The following is a 14,629-nucleotide window of genomic DNA, read 5'->3' as shown; positions in this document are numbered from 1 at the left end:
ACCGCGATCGCGAGCAGGCGAAGGCCTACAGGGTTTGTGTATGGTGTTATTCCGTGCGGCGCTCGCCCTCGCGCGTCGTCACCAGACTCAACAACACCGACCCCAGAATCACTGACCCGACTATCACCAGCGACCATTCCACCGGCGTGTGAAACCACGGCATCGCGACCATCTTGCCGCCGATAAACACCAGCACAATCGCCAAGCCATACTTGAGCAGGTGGAAGCGGTCGGCCATGTCCGCCAGCAGGAAGTACAGCGCGCGCAGGCCCATGATCGCGAAGATGTTCGAGGTGAACACAATAAACGGGTCGGTGGTCACGGCGAAGATCGCCGGGATGCTGTCGACGGCGAACATCAAGTCGCTGGCCTCGATCAGCACCAGCACCAGAAACATCGGCGTCGCCCAGCGCACGCCGTTCTGCAGGACGAAAAACTTCTCGCCGTGAAAACCGCTGGTAATTCGCAGATGCCCGCGCACCCAACGCAGCAACGGGTTGTTGTCGAGGTCCGGTTGCTGGTCGGCGAACACCAGCATTTTAATCCCGGTGAAGATCAGGAACACCCCGAACGCATACAGTAGCCATTCGAACTGCGACACCAGCCACACGCCGGCGAAGATCATCACCGCGCGCATCACGATGGCCCCGAGTACACCGTACAACAGCACTCGCCGTTGCAATTCCGGCGGCACGGCGAAGTAACTGAAGATCATGACGAAGACGAACATGTTGTCGATCGACAGCGACTGCTCGATCAGGTAACCGGTGAGGAACTCCAGGGTTTTCTGCCGGGCGATTGCGCCGCCGAATTCACCGTGCAGATACCACCAGAGCAAACCGGCGAAGCTCAGGGCCAACAGACACCAGGCAATCACCCAGGCCAGGGCCTCACGCACTGATACCCGATGCGCCTTGCGGCCGCCGAAGACAAACAAGTCCAGAGCCAGCATGGCCAGAACAAAGACGATGAAGGCGCCCCACATCCAGGGTTCGCCGATATTGAGGTTCGTGGCGGGCATGGCACGCTCCCTGTCTTGGTGGCTGCGTTATCGCTGATCTCACGGCGAGCACTTCTCCCTGTGGGAGCGGGCTCGCTCGCGAATGCGGTGGAACAGTGACGTTGAGGCTGCCTGACACACCGCGTTCGCGAGCAAGCTCGCTCCCACAGGGATCACCGTTGCCTCTGGATCAAGTCAGACAGGGCCATGCTAACGACGGGTTTACCGGAAAGAAAAATCGTTTATTTCTGACTGATAGTTCGGCAAAACCGAAGTTTCAGCGGAAAAACTCCCCCGGTGTTTCGCCAAATTGCTGGCGAAACGCGGCGATAAACGCCGAAGTCGAGTCGTAACCGCAGGCGAGCGCGACGTCGGTCACGCGCTCGCCATTCTCCAACGGCGTCAGCGCGCCGAGCAGGCGCAAACGCTGACGCCAGGCGCGAAAGGTCAGGCCGGTTTCGCGCAGAAACAGGCGGGTAAGGGTCTTTTCGGTAACACCGAATCTATCGCTCCAGTGGCTCAGCGTGGTTTGTTGTTCCGGATGCTGTTCGAGGCTCTGATAGATCTGCCGCAGGCGCGGGTCCTGCGGCAGCGGCAGCATCAGGTCGATGTGCGGGGCCTCGGCCAATTGATCGAGGATCACTCGCGCGAGGCGGCCATGGGCGCCGTTCTCGTCGTATTCCACTGGGACTTGGCTGAACGCGCGGATCAGTTCTTTGAGCAGATCGCTGACCCCGAGCACATGGCAGCGCTCAAGCGCCCAGCCGGTCACGCTGCAATCGATATACAGGCTGCGCATCTCGGTATGCGGCGCGCTGAACACGCGGTGCGGCACACCCGCCGGAATCCACACGGCACGCTCTGGCGGGGCGACGAAACGACCGACGCCGGTCTGGATTTCCAGCACGCCCTGAATGGCGTAGGACAACTGCACCCACGGATGACTGTGACGGCGGGTCAGGGCGCGATTGGGCAGCGATTCGGTGCGCCCGTAGAGCGGACGCGGCAGGCTGTGCAGCCCGGGAATGCTGCGGCGGATGCTTTTCTCATGTCCTTTAGGCGGCATTCTGTGGCCCTTCGGCGTTAGTCGGTCATCGGCAGTCACGGTAGAGTCCTTGGCACGCACTGGCAACCCCCGGATGAACCGACCATGACCCGCCCACGTTTTTTGCCTGACAACTTCACCCTGACGCTGATTGGCGTTGTCCTGCTCGCCAGCTTCCTGCCGGCCAGCGGGCAGGTCGCGGTCGGTTTCGGCTGGCTGACCAACCTGGCCATCGGGCTGCTGTTTTTCCTGCACGGCGCCAAGCTGTCCCGCGAATCGATCATTGCCGGCGCCGGCCACTGGCGCCTGCATTTGCTGGTGTTCGGCCTGACCTTCGTGCTGTTTCCGCTCCTCGGGCTGGCGTTGAAACCGCTGCTGTCGCCGTTGATCGGCGATCAGTTGTACATGGGCATGCTTTACCTGTGCGCACTGCCAGCCACGGTGCAGTCGGCGATCGCCTTCACTTCGCTGGCACGGGGCAATATTCCTGCGGCGATTTGCAGTGCGGCGGCGTCGAGCCTGTTCGGGATTTTCCTCACGCCGCTGCTGGTGACGCTGCTGCTCAACGTCCACGGCGACGGCGGCTCGACGCTGGATGCGATCGTCAAAATCAGCGTGCAACTGCTGCTGCCGTTTATTGCCGGACAAATCGCCCGCCGCTGGATCGATGCGTGGGTCGGGCGCAACAAGCACTGGCTGAAGTTCGTCGATCAGGGCTCGATTCTGCTGGTGGTTTATGGCGCCTTCAGCGAAGCGGTCAACGAGGGCATCTGGCAGCAGATTCCGCTGTGGGAGTTGCTGGGGCTGGTGCTGGTCTGCTGCATCCTGCTGGCGCTGGTGCTGCTGGCCTCGACGCTACTGGGCAAGGCCTTCGGTTTCAATCAGGAAGACCGCATCACCATTCTGTTCTGCGGTTCGAAAAAGAGCCTGGCCACCGGCGTGCCGATGGCGCAGGTCTTGTTTGTCGGCAGCACCATTGGCGTGCTGATTTTGCCGCTGATGCTGTTCCACCAGATTCAACTGATGGTGTGTGCGGTGCTGGCGCAGCGATACGCGAAACGGCCGGAGTCGCTGCCGGAGTTGATGGCGCAGGTCGATCCGTGACCTGCGGGCATCAAACGATATCGTCGATCAGGATATGGTGCAGTCCGCGGCTGCACTGCTCGATCCGCGCTTCGACCTTATAGACCTTGCGCAGCATCTGCTCGGTGATCACCTCATGGCTCGGGCCGCTGCCCTGGCTGGTGCCGTCGGCGATAACCAATACCTGATCGGCAAAACGCAATGCCTGGTTCAGGTCATGGATGGCGATGAACACAATCACTTCGCGCTGGCGCGCCAGGCTGCGCATGAAGTTCAGCACCTGCACTTGCCGATGCATGTCGAGGGCGCTGGTCGGCTCGTCCATCAGCAGGATTTCCGGTTCGCGCACCAGCGTCTGGGCGATGGACACCAGCTGTTGCTGGCCGCCGCTGAGTTCGCCGAGGTTGCGGAACGACAGGGCAGTGATGCCCAGCGCGGCGAGAATCTCGTCGACCAGTTTCAGCTCGTCATCGTGCACCGCCCAGCCCGGCGTCAGTTGCTTGCGCGCCAGCAACACGGACTCGTACACCGTCAACCGCGCACTGGCGTTCAGGCCTTGGGGCATGTAGCTGATGCCCGTCGGGCCTTTTTTCGAATCCTGCAAAATCACTTGGCCGGGGCCGTCGAGCAAACCGGCCATGCGCTTGAACAGGGTCGACTTGCCAGCCGCGTTCGGCCCGACTACCGCGACCACTTGCCCGCCGCAAAACATCGCGGTCGAGATTTCGCGAATAATCTCACGCTGGCCGTAACGCGCGCCGAGATTGTCCAGTTGCAGCTTCACCATGAGTTTTTCTTCCCGCCCAGAATCAGTGAAATGAAGAACGGCACGCCGATCAGCGACGTGACGACGCCGATCGGGAAAATCGCGCCGGGGATCAGGGTCTTGCTGACTACCGAACTGGCGGACAGGATCAACGAACCGGTGAGCAGCGAGGCCGGCAGAAAGAAGCGCTGGTCTTCGCCAATCAACATGCGCGCGATGTGCGGCCCGACCAGGCCGATGAAGCCGATGGTGCCGACAAACGCCACCGGAAACGAGGCGAGCAGGCTGACCATGATCAGCGTCTGAAACCGCAGGCTGCGCACGTTGATGCCGAAACTGGCGGCCTTGTCGTCGCCCAGACGCAGGGCGGTCAAGGCCCAGGCGCGTTTGGCGAAGATCGGCAGGGTAATCAGAATCACCAGGCAGATGATGCCCAGCTTCGGCCACGTCGCTTTGGTAAGGCTGCCCATGGTCCAGAACACCACGGCGGCGACGGCTTGTTCGGTGGCGAAGAACTGCACCAGCGCCAACAGCGCGTTGAAGGTGAACACCAGCGCAATGCCGAGCAGCACGATGGTTTCTGCGGTGACGCCACGGCGCATGCTCAGAAAATGAATCAGCAGCGCCGAGAGCATGGCCATGATGAACGCATTGAGCGGCACCATGAATTGCGCGGCCAGCGGAAACAGCGCGACGCCGAACGCCAGACCCAGGGCCGCGCCGAAACTGGCGGCAGCGGAGATGCCCAGGGTAAACGGGCTGGCCAGCGGGTTGTTGAGGATTGTCTGCATTTGTGCGCCGGCCAGGGACAGCGCCGCGCCGACGGCCACCGCCATCAACGCCACGGGCAGGCGAATGTCCCACATCACCACGCGCACTTGGGGTGAAGCACTGTCGGGTGAGAACAGCGCGCCGAGTACTTCGCCAAGGCTGTAGCTCGCCGGGCCCAGTGCCAGATCGAGCAGCACGCTGCACAGCAGCAAAATCATCAGCCCGGCGAGTATCAGGCGTTTACGCAGCACCAGGCGGCGATAGGTTTCGCCTTGGAGTACCACCGTTTCGGTCATCGCGTTCATGGTTTGGTCTCAGGGTTGCGCAGGCTGACAAAGTAGCCTGACTCATACGGCACGGGCAGGAAGCGTTCGTGCAACTCGCGGAACGAGGCGTCCGGGTCGAGATCGGCAAACAAGTCCGGGTGAAACCATTTCGCCAATTGTTGAATGGCGACGAACTGGTACGGGCTGTTGTAGAACTGGTGCCAGATCGCGTGGAAGGCCTGATCTTCCTGGGCCTTGATGCCGGCATAGGCTGGACGCTGGGTGTACCACGCGAGTTTTTTGCGCGCTAGCGCCATGTCAGCACCGGGGCCGACGCCGACCCAATGACCGCCGGGGGCAAACGCTTCCCAGTTGGCGGTGGTGACGACCACATGGGCCGGATTGGCAACGATGACTTGCTCGGGATTCAACTGGCCGAAAGTGGTCGGAATGATGCCGCGGGCGATGTTGTTGCCGCCGGCCATGTCGACAAACCGGCCAAAGTTCTCGTTGCCGAAACTCAGGCAGCAGTCGTCGGTGTAACCGCCAATACGCTCGATGAATACGTTCGGACGCGGCGGGTGCTGTTTTTCGATGACGTCGGTAACACGGTGGATCTGCTGGTTGCGGAAATCAATGAACGCTTGGGCACGTTGTTCCTTGCCGAACAATTGGCCGAACAGGCGCATGGTCGGCTCGGTGTTCTGCATCGGGTTATTGCGGAAATCGACATACACCACCGGGATGCCGAGGGCGTCGAGTTTTTCGATGTAGCGCGCATCTTCGGTGGCGTGCTGAGCCTCGATGTTGAGGATGATCACGTCCGGGCGTTGCGAGATCGCCTGCTCGATATCGAAGGTGCCGTCTTCGAAGCCGCCAAAGGTGGGGATTTTCGCGATGTCGGGGAATTTGCGCAGGTAAGCGTTATAGGTGTCCGGGTCCGACTGGATCAGGTCCTTGCGCCAGCCGACGATCCGTTCGATCGGGTTGTGCGTGTCGAGGGCGGCGACCAGGTACAACTGCCGGCCTTCACCAAGAATCACTCGCCTGACCGGCAAATGCACCTTGACCTTACGCCCCAGCAGATCGGTGACCTCGGTGCGCGCAGCCTGCGCATCGTCAGCGTGAGCGCTGCGCGGCACCAGGGAAAACAGGCTCAGCAGTCCTGCCAGTAACAGCGCAGCGACAGCGAGGCTGCGTCGATCGAAAATCACCATGGTCAAAGCCTTTACAAAAGTCAGTGCGCCCGACAACTCACGCCGTCCTGCGCCTGAACGTTTCAGAAATCGACAGTCGCCGACAGTAATAAGGTGCGCGGTGAGCCCTGGGAGAACGCGCCGTAAGAGGCGACGCCCGACCAGTACTCGTGGTCGAACACGTTCTGCACGGTGGCGCGAAACGTGGTCGGCCGATCATCGATGCGGGTGCTGTAGCGGGCGCCGACATCGAAGCGGGTCCAGTCATCGAGTTTTTGCGTGTTTGCCTGGTTCACATATTGGCTGCCGGTGTGAATGGCGCCGCCGGTCAGGGTCAAGCCGTCAAGCCACGTACTGTCCCACTCGGCCCAGAGGTTGGCCTGCACCGATGGCACGCCGACCGGTTTATTGCCGCGGTTGGCCGCCACTGCGGTTTTGCTCAGTTCAGCATCGAGCAGGGTCACGCCGCCGAGCAAGCGCGTGCCGGGGACGACTTCGCCAAACACATTCAGCTCCAGCCCGCGATTGCGTTGTTCGCCCTGCACCGAAAACACGCCGGCGGCCAGCTCGCCGCTGGGCTTGGTGATCTGGAACAGGCTGAGGGTGGAGGTGAAGGTGCCGTAGTCGGCCTTGACCCCGACCTCATGCTGACGGGAAACATACGGGGCGAAGATTTCGCCGGCGTTGACCGCGCTGGACGGCGCAATGTCGCCCTTGCTCAGGCCTTCGATGTAGTTGTAGTAAAGCGAGACGTGTTCCCAGGGTTTGAGCACCACGCCGAACAGCGGCGTGGTCCGGCCGTCGTCGTAGGAGGCGGTGACTCTGCCTGCCGCGTTGTAGTTATCGGACTGGATGTTCTGCTTGCGCAGGCCGAGGGTCATCTGCGCGCGGTCATCGAGAATCGACAGGGTGTCGGCCAGCGCCACGCCGGTCAGTTCGCTTTCGGATACTTTCGGCGTATCCGGTTTTGGAATGTAAGGTTCCGGACGGTCCACCGGGTGATAGATATTCGACAAAATTGGCGCGGCGGAAATGATCCCGCGTGACAGCACGTCGCGATAGCGACTGACCTGCACGGTGGTGCGGTGACTGATTGGCCCGGTGTCGAAGCGCAGCCGCGCGCCGGCGTCAACGGTGTAGCGCTCGACTTCGAACTTGTAATAACCAGGCGTTGAAGACGTGTCGCCGGCGGCATTGATGATGGTCGGCGTCTGGTCGGACATGCGTGCGACATCCGACTTGCCGCCACCGGCATGGGTAAACACCGTCAAGGCGTCGCTGAGGTCGTACTCGCCGCTGAACAACGCGGACTGATCACGGGTTTTCGACCAGCCCCAGTCTTGACTGACGCTGGTACGACCATTGGCCGCGGAAGGGATGTCAACGCCCGGCGCGATCAGGAATGGCCGTGAGGCGGCATCGAAGCGTTCTTTTTGCTGCAGCCAGTCGAAGCTGGTGCGCAGGCGTTCACCTTGATAATCGAGGGAGATCGCACCGATATCGACGTGGCGTGACTGAGCGTCAATCGCGGTATCGCCGAGCTGCGTACTGCCGTTGATGCGCACGCCGAAGCGGCGCTCTTCACCGAAACGCCGGCTGACGTCGAGGTGCCCGCCGAGCTGGGAATTCATCGCGTAACTGGCGGTGAAACGGGTCAGGTCTTCGTCGAGTGAGCGCTTCGGCACTACGTTGATCACGCCGCCGACCGCGTTATTGGGGGACATGCCGTAGAGCAAGGCGCCGGGGCCTTTGACCAGTTCAATGCGCTCGGCGTATTCGGTGAACACGCGGTAATTGGGCGCCACACCGTACACGCCGTCGAAGGCCAGCTCACCGAGATTGCCTTCGCCCACCGGAAAGCCACGAATGAAGAACGAGTCGACAATCCCTCCGGTCTGGCCGGTGGAGCGCACCGAAGAATCGCGCTCCAGCACATCGCCCACGGTGACGGCTTGTTGATCCTTGATCAGCGCCGAGGTGTAAGTGCTCACGCTGAACGGCGCGTCCATCACCTCGGTGTTGCCGAGAATGCCCAGACGCCCACCGCTGGCGACCTGGCCGCCGGCATACTCCGGTGGCAGGGAGCTGGCGCGTTGGTCGGTGCCAATGATCGGCGTTTCATCCAGCGTCACCCGGCGCGGCACCAGCGTATAACTGCCGTCGCTGCGCAGCACCATGTCCAGGCCACTGCCGTCGAGCAACCGATTGACCGCCTCTTGTGTCGAGTAGCTGCCGACCAGTGCGCGATTGCGCAGGCCTTCGGTCAGCGCAGGCTGGAACGACAGGGCGATGCCCGCGTCCACGGCAAAACTCGACAGCGTCGCCCCCAGCGGTCCGGCGGCAATGTTGAACGCCCGCACCGTGCCCGCGTCCAGTTGCACCGGCGCGGCGGCCAGGGCAAACGGGCAGACGCCACCGATCAGGGCAAGGCTGAGCAACGCACTGCGAACAACTGGTATGAACTGACGATCCGGGCGCAGGAGGCGTGCGGCGAGCATGGATGGATGAGCCTATGAACAGGACGGAAAAGTGCTTCTCCCCAATTGCCAGTCGAGATTGAAAAAAGTATCACCCGGACGGCGATTTTTTTCCTCAGGCGGGGGAAAGCATGACCCAGTAGCCATTGAGGTGGCCGCTGACAACAATCGGGTAGGTCTGCGCCAGCATGTTCAAGGTGCGTTGGCTGTCGCTGATCGGGTAAGCGCCGGAGATGCGCAGATCGGCGAGGGCCGGATCGAGGCGCACGAAACCGCGACGATAGCGGGTGAGTTCGTCGACAAAATCGGCCAGGCGCATCTTGTCGGCCATCAGCATGCCTTGGCTCCAGGCCCCGACATTGCGGTCGGTGGCACTGACCGCGCCAAAGGTGGAGGAAGAAAAATCGGTGCGCTGACCGGCGTTGACGATCAGTGGCGTGCCTTGGCGATTGTTCGCGAGTTCGACTTTCACCGCGCCTTCGAGCACCGCCAGATGGGTCTGCGGTTGCCGCTCGCGGACGGTGAAACGCGTACCCAGCGCCTGCATGCGGCCCTGGCAGGTGCTGACCACGAAAGGCCGGGCGAGCGGGGAAATATCCGCGGCGGTCTGCACCAGGATCTCGCCTTCGCGCAAGTAAATGAGGCGTTGGCTGGCGTCGAACAGCACATCGATGGCGGTGTCGGTGTTCAAGGTGATTTTCGAGCCATCGGCCAGGCTCAGCTCGCGTTGCTGGCCGACGGCCGTGCGGTAGTCGGCTGACCATTGCTGCGATTCGGCCAGCTTCCAGCTGCCCCAACCGGCCGGCACAAGGGCCAGGATCACCGCCAGTTTGCCCATGGCCGCGCGCCGTTGCGGACTGCTTGGGCGATCAAGGGCGGACATCGCCAATGACGGCGGCAGGCCGCCCAGTTTGGTTTGCAAGAGTTGCGCACGTGCCCACGCGCGAGCGCGCTCGGGCGTGCTGACCTTCCAGCATTCCCACTCGCCGCGCTCGCGGTCGCTGAGTTCGCCTTCACTCATGCGGATCAGCCAGTCGGCGGCTTCTTCCAGGGCCTGTTGATCGGGCCGCGCGTCATGGCGCCGGGCGAGCATTCACTCCACCAGCAGCAGGCATTGCACGAAGGCTTGCTTCATGTAGCGCTTGACGGTAATCAGCGACACCCCCAACTGCTCGGCGATGTCGTCGTATTTCAGACCGCTGATCTGCGACAGCAGGAACGCGCGTTTGACCAGCGGCGGCAGGGCGTCGAGCATCGCGTCGATTTCGTGCAGCGTCTCCAGCACCATGAAGCGCAATTCCGGCGACGGCACTTCGGGCGCGGGCAGATGGGCCAGAGCGTCCAGATAAGCGCGTTCCAGCGCCTTGCGCTGATACCAGTTGACCAGAATGCCCTTGGCCACACAGCTCAGGTAGGCCCGTGGCTGCTCGATCACCGTGACCTGAGACGCAAGGATGCGGGTGAACGTATCCTGCGCCAGATCCGCCGCATCCATGGCGTTACCCAGTTTTTTTCTCAGCGTCGCGTACAGCCAGCCGTGATGGCCGCTGTACAGGGCTTCGATCGCGCGCAGGTGTTTGTCGTTATTCGCGGGAAGGGTTTCGCTCATGGCTGCAGATTTTCATGCAATTGAGAAGTATTCCCAATGCTAGTTTACAAACCCTCTGTGACGCAAGCGCCGATTGGCGCCTGCTTTCATACGGTCGGCAAACGGCGCAGCGCGGCAATCAGCGTATCGATTTCCGCCTCGGTGTTGTACGCGTGCAGCGACGCGCGGCTGACTTCCAGCAAGTCGCGCTGCTGCATGTCGAGCAGGGTCGAGCGGAACGTCGAAGTACTGACGTTGATGCGCGTTTCCTGCCCGGCCAGCCATTGCTGAACCTGGGCCGCGCTGCGCTGATCATGGGTGAAGGTGACGATGCCGGACTTCTGCGCCCCCAGGTCCCGTGGCGTGACGCCGCGGATCTCGGCCAGCCGCAGGCGCAGGTATTCGCCCAGGTGCTGAATTCGCTGCCACATCGGCTCGATGCCTTGCGCCAGCGCATAGTGCACCGCCGCACCAAGGCCCAGTTTGGCCGCGACGTTACATTCCCAGTTCTCGAAGCGGCGCGCATCGGCGCGAATCGTGAACTGCTCAGCGCTCTGCAACGACGCTGCGTGCAAGTCCAGAAACGCCGGCTCAAGGCTCTGGCACAGCGCGCGCTCGACATACAAAAAGCCCATTCCCCGAGGCCCGCGCAGGTATTTACGACTGGTGGCGGTGAGCATGTGGCAACCGATTTTCTGCACATCGATCGGCATTTGCCCGACAGCCTGGCAGGCGTCGAGCAGAAACAGCACGCCGGCGGCGCGGGCGAGGGCGCCTACCTGCTCGACTGGCTGCACCGGTCCGCCATTGGTGGCGATGACCGGCAAAGAGATCAACGCCACGCGCTGGTCATTAAGCAGCGCTTCAAGCGCGGTCAGCGAGACCTGGCCATGCTCATCGTTGGGAATCACCCGGATTTCGATGCCGCGTTGCTGCTTGAGTTGCAGATAAGGGATGTAGTTGCCGGCGTATTCGGTGGTGGACGTCAGCACCACGTCGCCCGGGCGCCATGGCAATGAATAGAAGGCCATGTCCCAGGCGCGGGTGGCGTTTTCGATCACCGCGATTTCATCAGTCCGGGCGTTGATCAACCGGGCGATGGCGGTGTAGACGTTCTCGACTTCCCGCGATTGCTGCCCGGCGGCTTCGTAGCCGCCCAGGCGTGCTTCGAGCTGGATATGGCGCGTCACGGCGTCGATCACCGGCGTCGGCATCAGCGCCGCGCCGGCGTTGTTGAAATGGATCAGTTGCGCGACGGCGGGCGTGTCAGCGCGTAATTGTGCGATGTCCATAAGCGTCACTCCTTGATCAATCCGCGGGTGGGGCAGGACTGGTTTGCAGCGCCGCCGGCCAGTAGCGCAGCGCAACAATCGGGACCAACGCCAGCACGTAGGCCAGACACACGAACAGATAGGTGTATTGCAGACCGTAGACCTGACTGAGCAAGCCGCCAGCCGAGATGCCGGCAATCGATGCGAATTGTGCGGTGCCCTGGGCAATCCCCAGCACATGGCCCTGCTGCGAGCTGTCGGCGGTTTTCGAAATCAGCGCCATCAGCACCGGTGTGGTGGCCCCGAGCAGTACGCCCCAGATGAAATAGGCAATGACGAACACCAGCGGATTGCGCGTGACGCCCGCCACAGCGGTGAGGACGATGCAGCCGATCACCACGTACGTCATGCGCTGCAAGGTGTCTTGCTGACCGCGATGTTCGAAGTAACGCGACCACGCCGTGGCCGACAGAATGAAGCCCAGCGCCAGCAGGCCATAGCACAGACCGACCACCGAATTGCTGACCTCGAAGACCGAGCTGACATACAGCGAAAACGAGGTCTGCGGCAGCATCCGTGCGAGCAATAGAATGCCCATCACACCGAGCAGCGACAGCAGCGGCGAACCTTGCCAGAGGCTGCCGGCGCGGCGCACGGGAGCAGTCTGGTCCGCGGCCCCCGGTTTTTTCACCGGCGGCACGTCCGGCAAGGTCACGGCGGCAATCACCGTGCACACCGCGCACAATGCCGACGCGATGATGTTGATCCAGAAGAACGTCGCGTAATCGAGGATCAGACCGCCAACCACTGCACCGAGCAGCGAGCCGACGTTGGTCGAAATCTGCAGAATGGCGAACAGCCTGGCGCGGCGCGACGGTGCTTCGATACTCACGCCATAGGCCTGGGCCGGAGCGATATAGCCGGCAAACGCCCCTTGCAGAAAACGCAGGATGAGAATTACCCAGATGTCCGTGAACAGGGCCAGCCCAAGCTGGGTCAATGACAACCCGGCGAGCGCACGAATCATCATCAACTTGTGGCCGTAGCGGTCGCCGATACGGCCCCAGAATGCGCTGGTCAGAATAATGCCCAGCATCGGCCCGACGTACACGGCGATGCTGGCGAAGCTGAAAACCGACTCGGAGCTGGTCAGCCCACGCAGATGGACAGGCCAGAACGGCCCGCTCATTTCCATCGCGCCCATCGACACCAACTGGATCGCGAACAGAAGATAAATCAGGATTCGTACTCTCGAACCCTGGATGGCACCTGCATGGGACATGAGTCAGCCTCGGTTAAACGCTAGCGAGCGGGTTGGTCAGGGTGTGTTGCAAACGATAGTTGCTGTACTGCATCAAGTGCATGCGCAACAACGAACGCGTCGGCCATGGGTCTTCGACGAATGCTTTGTGCTCGGTTTCCCACACATCGGCCGGGACACGCTCGCGCACCGCTGCAAACGCCAGATCGGTTTCCTCGCGCAGGATTTGCCACAGACGCGTGTCGTGCAAACCGTACTCCTTGGTCAACCACAGGGCGATCTCATGCAGGTGCGTCAGGAACGCCGCGTCGAGAACGAACATGCGCACCGGCTCGATGTCGCCGGCAAACACCGTCGGCAGGATACCCGGCTGCACGTGCGGTTGCAGGCTGTAACCGCGTCCTTCCAGCCATGGCGCGTAGGTGCGGCCATCGCCAAAATCGCGGATCAGCAGACTACGTGCTTTACCGTCGGGGGAGAACAGCACCATGGTGTTTTGCTGGTGCGCTTCAAGGCCGATTCCGTACAGCAAATAGATCGCCACCACGGGATGAGTGACCACTTTGGCGTACTCGCGAAACCAGTTTTCCACCTGCGTCGCATTGGCCCGCACGCCGTCACGTTCGATCAGGTCGGTGAACAACGGCCGACCGCTGCCGTGCAAACGAGTGAACAGCGATGCCACGGTGATCGGCAAGCAATCGTCGTTGCGTTCGAAAGCCGGCGCACTGGCGCGATAGACCACCGAAAGATGCCGGCCCGGATGATCGTCCTGAGTGACCGCGTTTTTGTAGCGCACGCCGATTTCTTCCGGGAAAATTTCCAAGCGTTGATCGAAGCCGTTTTCGGCTTTCAAGATAGCGCTGATCACCGTGCTGATCCGCGGCCCCATATGAATCGACTTGGCTTGCAGGCTACGCAGTTCGCTGGTCATCCAGACGGCAATCGGCAGCTTGATCAGCGGCGCGCAATCCTCCAGCAGCGGCATCATGGTGCGATACGACATGGTCGGCAGCGTTGGCAGGTCCGGGCCGTCGGTGATCAGAATGCCTTCTTCGATCTCCGCCGCAAACGTCTTCAGCACGTAGGCCTGCAAATGCCAGGCGTGAATCGGCAGCGGCAGCCACTCGGTTTCGTCCAGGCCCTTGCTGTTGAGCGAAGCTTTCCATTGTTCCCACTGCGCGGGGAAGTGGCTGGCGAACCAGGCGTGGTAGCTGGTGACGTGCGGCATGCTTTCGCTTTTTGCGTTGTCGGCCCGCAACGCGGCGATGCGCAGTGGCACCTGGGCATTGAACTCCGGCGACAGTTGCGCCACCTCGTCATCGCTCAGGCCCGGGCGCGCCTTCCACGTCGGGTAATAAGGATGGCCCTCCAGCGAGCCCCACTGGTCGAGCAGGATCGCCGCGTCCTTGGTTTTGACGTGCTGGCGCAGGTAGTCAGTGAAGCTGTTGAGGCCCTGATCCGCGATGGCCTGTTGCAGCCGCGCGTTCCACTGCTGGCGATGCTGGCGGGCATGCGCGTCGTTGGTCAGGCTGTTTTCCATGTCCGCCTTGAGTCCGGCGACGCCCTCGTCGGTCGGTGCGAAATCAAAGCTGTCGCGCAACACATCGAGCATGTCCTGGTGGCTGGTGATGGTCTGGCGCACACCTTCATCGGTGACCAGCACCACGTCGCCGTCGTTGACCACGGTGTCGGCCGGGCCTTTGGCAATGTCGGAAAAGGCCAGGTGAGCGCGGCCGCCCTTGAGCGGGTAAGTGGCCTGGTTGCCCTCGGCGCTGAAGCGCAGCGCCGAACGCTCGAGAATGTTTTCTGCAAACAGGCAGCGCACCAGACGGCGCATGGCGTTTTTGCGGGAGAAGGCGATCAGTGTCTTGAAGTCATCCATATCAGCGGTCTGCTCGTCGA

At 61.9% G+C, this 14,629-nt stretch carries 12 protein-coding genes; 1 reads left to right on the top strand and 11 read right to left on the bottom strand.

The genetic code is table 11. The annotated features are described in order from the left end of the window. Positions 1 to 46 precede the first annotated feature (46 nt). The gene (locus tag HU743_RS11025) at positions 47 to 1,021 is read right to left on the bottom strand and encodes a TerC family protein (protein ID WP_186648636.1); all 975 of its coding nucleotides are present in this window, start codon (positions 1,019 to 1,021) and stop codon (positions 47 to 49) included. 256 nt (positions 1,022 to 1,277) lie between these two features. Beyond that, a complete protein-coding gene (locus tag HU743_RS11020; RefSeq protein ID WP_186648635.1) occupies positions 1,278 to 2,066 on the bottom strand; it encodes a helix-turn-helix transcriptional regulator in 789 nt (262 codons plus the stop codon). Positions 2,067 to 2,150: 84 nt separating this feature from the next. Here HU743_RS11020 and HU743_RS11015 point away from each other — a divergent pair, with 84 nt between their 5' ends. Beyond that, the gene (locus HU743_RS11015; RefSeq protein WP_186648634.1) at positions 2,151 to 3,149 is read left to right on the top strand and encodes a bile acid:sodium symporter family protein; all 999 of its coding nucleotides are present in this window, start codon (positions 2,151 to 2,153) and stop codon (positions 3,147 to 3,149) included. A gap of 10 nt (positions 3,150 to 3,159) precedes the next feature. Here HU743_RS11015 and HU743_RS11010 read toward each other — a convergent pair whose 3' ends face one another. The 9 genes from HU743_RS11010 to HU743_RS10970 all read right to left on the bottom strand — a co-directional run bounded on the left by HU743_RS11010 (position 3,160) and on the right by HU743_RS10970 (position 14,609). Beyond that, positions 3,160 to 3,915: an ABC transporter ATP-binding protein gene (locus tag HU743_RS11010; RefSeq protein WP_186648633.1), complete on the bottom strand. Its 756-nt coding sequence runs from the start codon at positions 3,913 to 3,915 to the stop codon at positions 3,160 to 3,162. Then, complete coding sequence (locus HU743_RS11005) at positions 3,909 to 4,970, bottom strand: iron ABC transporter permease (RefSeq protein WP_186630559.1); 1,062 nt, start codon at positions 4,968 to 4,970, stop codon at positions 3,909 to 3,911. The genes HU743_RS11010 and HU743_RS11005 overlap by 7 nt, the downstream gene beginning before the upstream one ends. Beyond that, complete coding sequence (locus HU743_RS11000) at positions 4,967 to 6,148, bottom strand: ABC transporter substrate-binding protein (protein WP_186648632.1); 1,182 nt, start codon at positions 6,146 to 6,148, stop codon at positions 4,967 to 4,969. Before HU743_RS11000 ends, HU743_RS11005 begins: the two co-directional genes overlap by 4 nt. A 62-nt stretch (positions 6,149 to 6,210) precedes the next feature. Beyond that, positions 6,211 to 8,625: a TonB-dependent receptor gene (locus tag HU743_RS10995; RefSeq protein ID WP_186648631.1), complete on the bottom strand. Its 2,415-nt coding sequence runs from the start codon at positions 8,623 to 8,625 to the stop codon at positions 6,211 to 6,213. Positions 8,626 to 8,719: 94 nt separating this feature from the next. Further along, positions 8,720 to 9,697 (bottom strand): FecR family protein, encoded by a 978-nt coding sequence (locus HU743_RS10990; RefSeq protein WP_186552242.1) that lies wholly within the window; start codon positions 9,695 to 9,697, stop codon positions 8,720 to 8,722. Then, positions 9,698 to 10,213, bottom strand: coding sequence for a sigma-70 family RNA polymerase sigma factor (locus tag HU743_RS10985; RefSeq protein ID WP_186552243.1), 516 nt, complete (start codon positions 10,211 to 10,213; stop codon positions 9,698 to 9,700). Between the two features lie 86 nt (positions 10,214 to 10,299). Beyond that, on the bottom strand, positions 10,300 to 11,484 hold the full coding sequence (locus tag HU743_RS10980) for an aminotransferase class V-fold PLP-dependent enzyme (RefSeq protein WP_186648629.1): 1,185 nt from the start codon (positions 11,482 to 11,484) through the stop codon (positions 10,300 to 10,302). A 16-nt stretch (positions 11,485 to 11,500) separates the two neighbouring features. After that, complete coding sequence (locus tag HU743_RS10975; protein WP_186648627.1) at positions 11,501 to 12,745, bottom strand: MFS transporter; 1,245 nt, start codon at positions 12,743 to 12,745, stop codon at positions 11,501 to 11,503. Positions 12,746 to 12,758: 13 nt separating this feature from the next. After that, on the bottom strand, positions 12,759 to 14,609 hold the full coding sequence (locus tag HU743_RS10970) for an IucA/IucC family siderophore biosynthesis protein (protein ID WP_186648625.1): 1,851 nt from the start codon (positions 14,607 to 14,609) through the stop codon (positions 12,759 to 12,761). Positions 14,610 to 14,629: the final 20 nt, after the last annotated feature.

It is taken from the genome of Pseudomonas sp. SWRI99 (genome assembly GCF_014270125.1).
In the GTDB taxonomy this organism is placed as follows: domain Bacteria; phylum Pseudomonadota; class Gammaproteobacteria; order Pseudomonadales; family Pseudomonadaceae; genus Aquipseudomonas; species Aquipseudomonas hamedanensis.
This window is presented reverse-complemented; position numbering and strand designations above follow the sequence as displayed.

What these genes read in the sequence shown, in the direction of transcription:
- HU743_RS11025 (WP_186648636.1), bottom strand. Translation starts at nt 1,021, where the DNA reads ATGCCCGCCACGAACCTCAATATCGGCGAACCCTGGATGTGGGGCGCC.
- HU743_RS11020 (WP_186648635.1), bottom strand. Translation starts at nt 2,066, where the DNA reads ATGCCGCCTAAAGGACATGAGAAAAGCATCCGCCGCAGCATTCCCGGG.
- HU743_RS11015 (WP_186648634.1), top strand. Translation starts at nt 2,151, where the DNA reads ATGACCCGCCCACGTTTTTTGCCTGACAACTTCACCCTGACGCTGATT.
- HU743_RS11010 (WP_186648633.1), bottom strand. Translation starts at nt 3,915, where the DNA reads ATGGTGAAGCTGCAACTGGACAATCTCGGCGCGCGTTACGGCCAGCGT.
- HU743_RS11005 (WP_186630559.1), bottom strand. Translation starts at nt 4,970, where the DNA reads ATGAACGCGATGACCGAAACGGTGGTACTCCAAGGCGAAACCTATCGC.
- HU743_RS11000 (WP_186648632.1), bottom strand. Translation starts at nt 6,148, where the DNA reads ATGGTGATTTTCGATCGACGCAGCCTCGCTGTCGCTGCGCTGTTACTG.
- HU743_RS10995 (WP_186648631.1), bottom strand. Translation starts at nt 8,625, where the DNA reads ATGCTCGCCGCACGCCTCCTGCGCCCGGATCGTCAGTTCATACCAGTT.
- HU743_RS10990 (WP_186552242.1), bottom strand. Translation starts at nt 9,697, where the DNA reads ATGCTCGCCCGGCGCCATGACGCGCGGCCCGATCAACAGGCCCTGGAA.
- HU743_RS10985 (WP_186552243.1), bottom strand. Translation starts at nt 10,213, where the DNA reads ATGAGCGAAACCCTTCCCGCGAATAACGACAAACACCTGCGCGCGATC.
- HU743_RS10980 (WP_186648629.1), bottom strand. Translation starts at nt 11,484, where the DNA reads ATGGACATCGCACAATTACGCGCTGACACGCCCGCCGTCGCGCAACTG.
- HU743_RS10975 (WP_186648627.1), bottom strand. Translation starts at nt 12,745, where the DNA reads ATGTCCCATGCAGGTGCCATCCAGGGTTCGAGAGTACGAATCCTGATT.
- HU743_RS10970 (WP_186648625.1), bottom strand. Translation starts at nt 14,609, where the DNA reads ATGGATGACTTCAAGACACTGATCGCCTTCTCCCGCAAAAACGCCATG.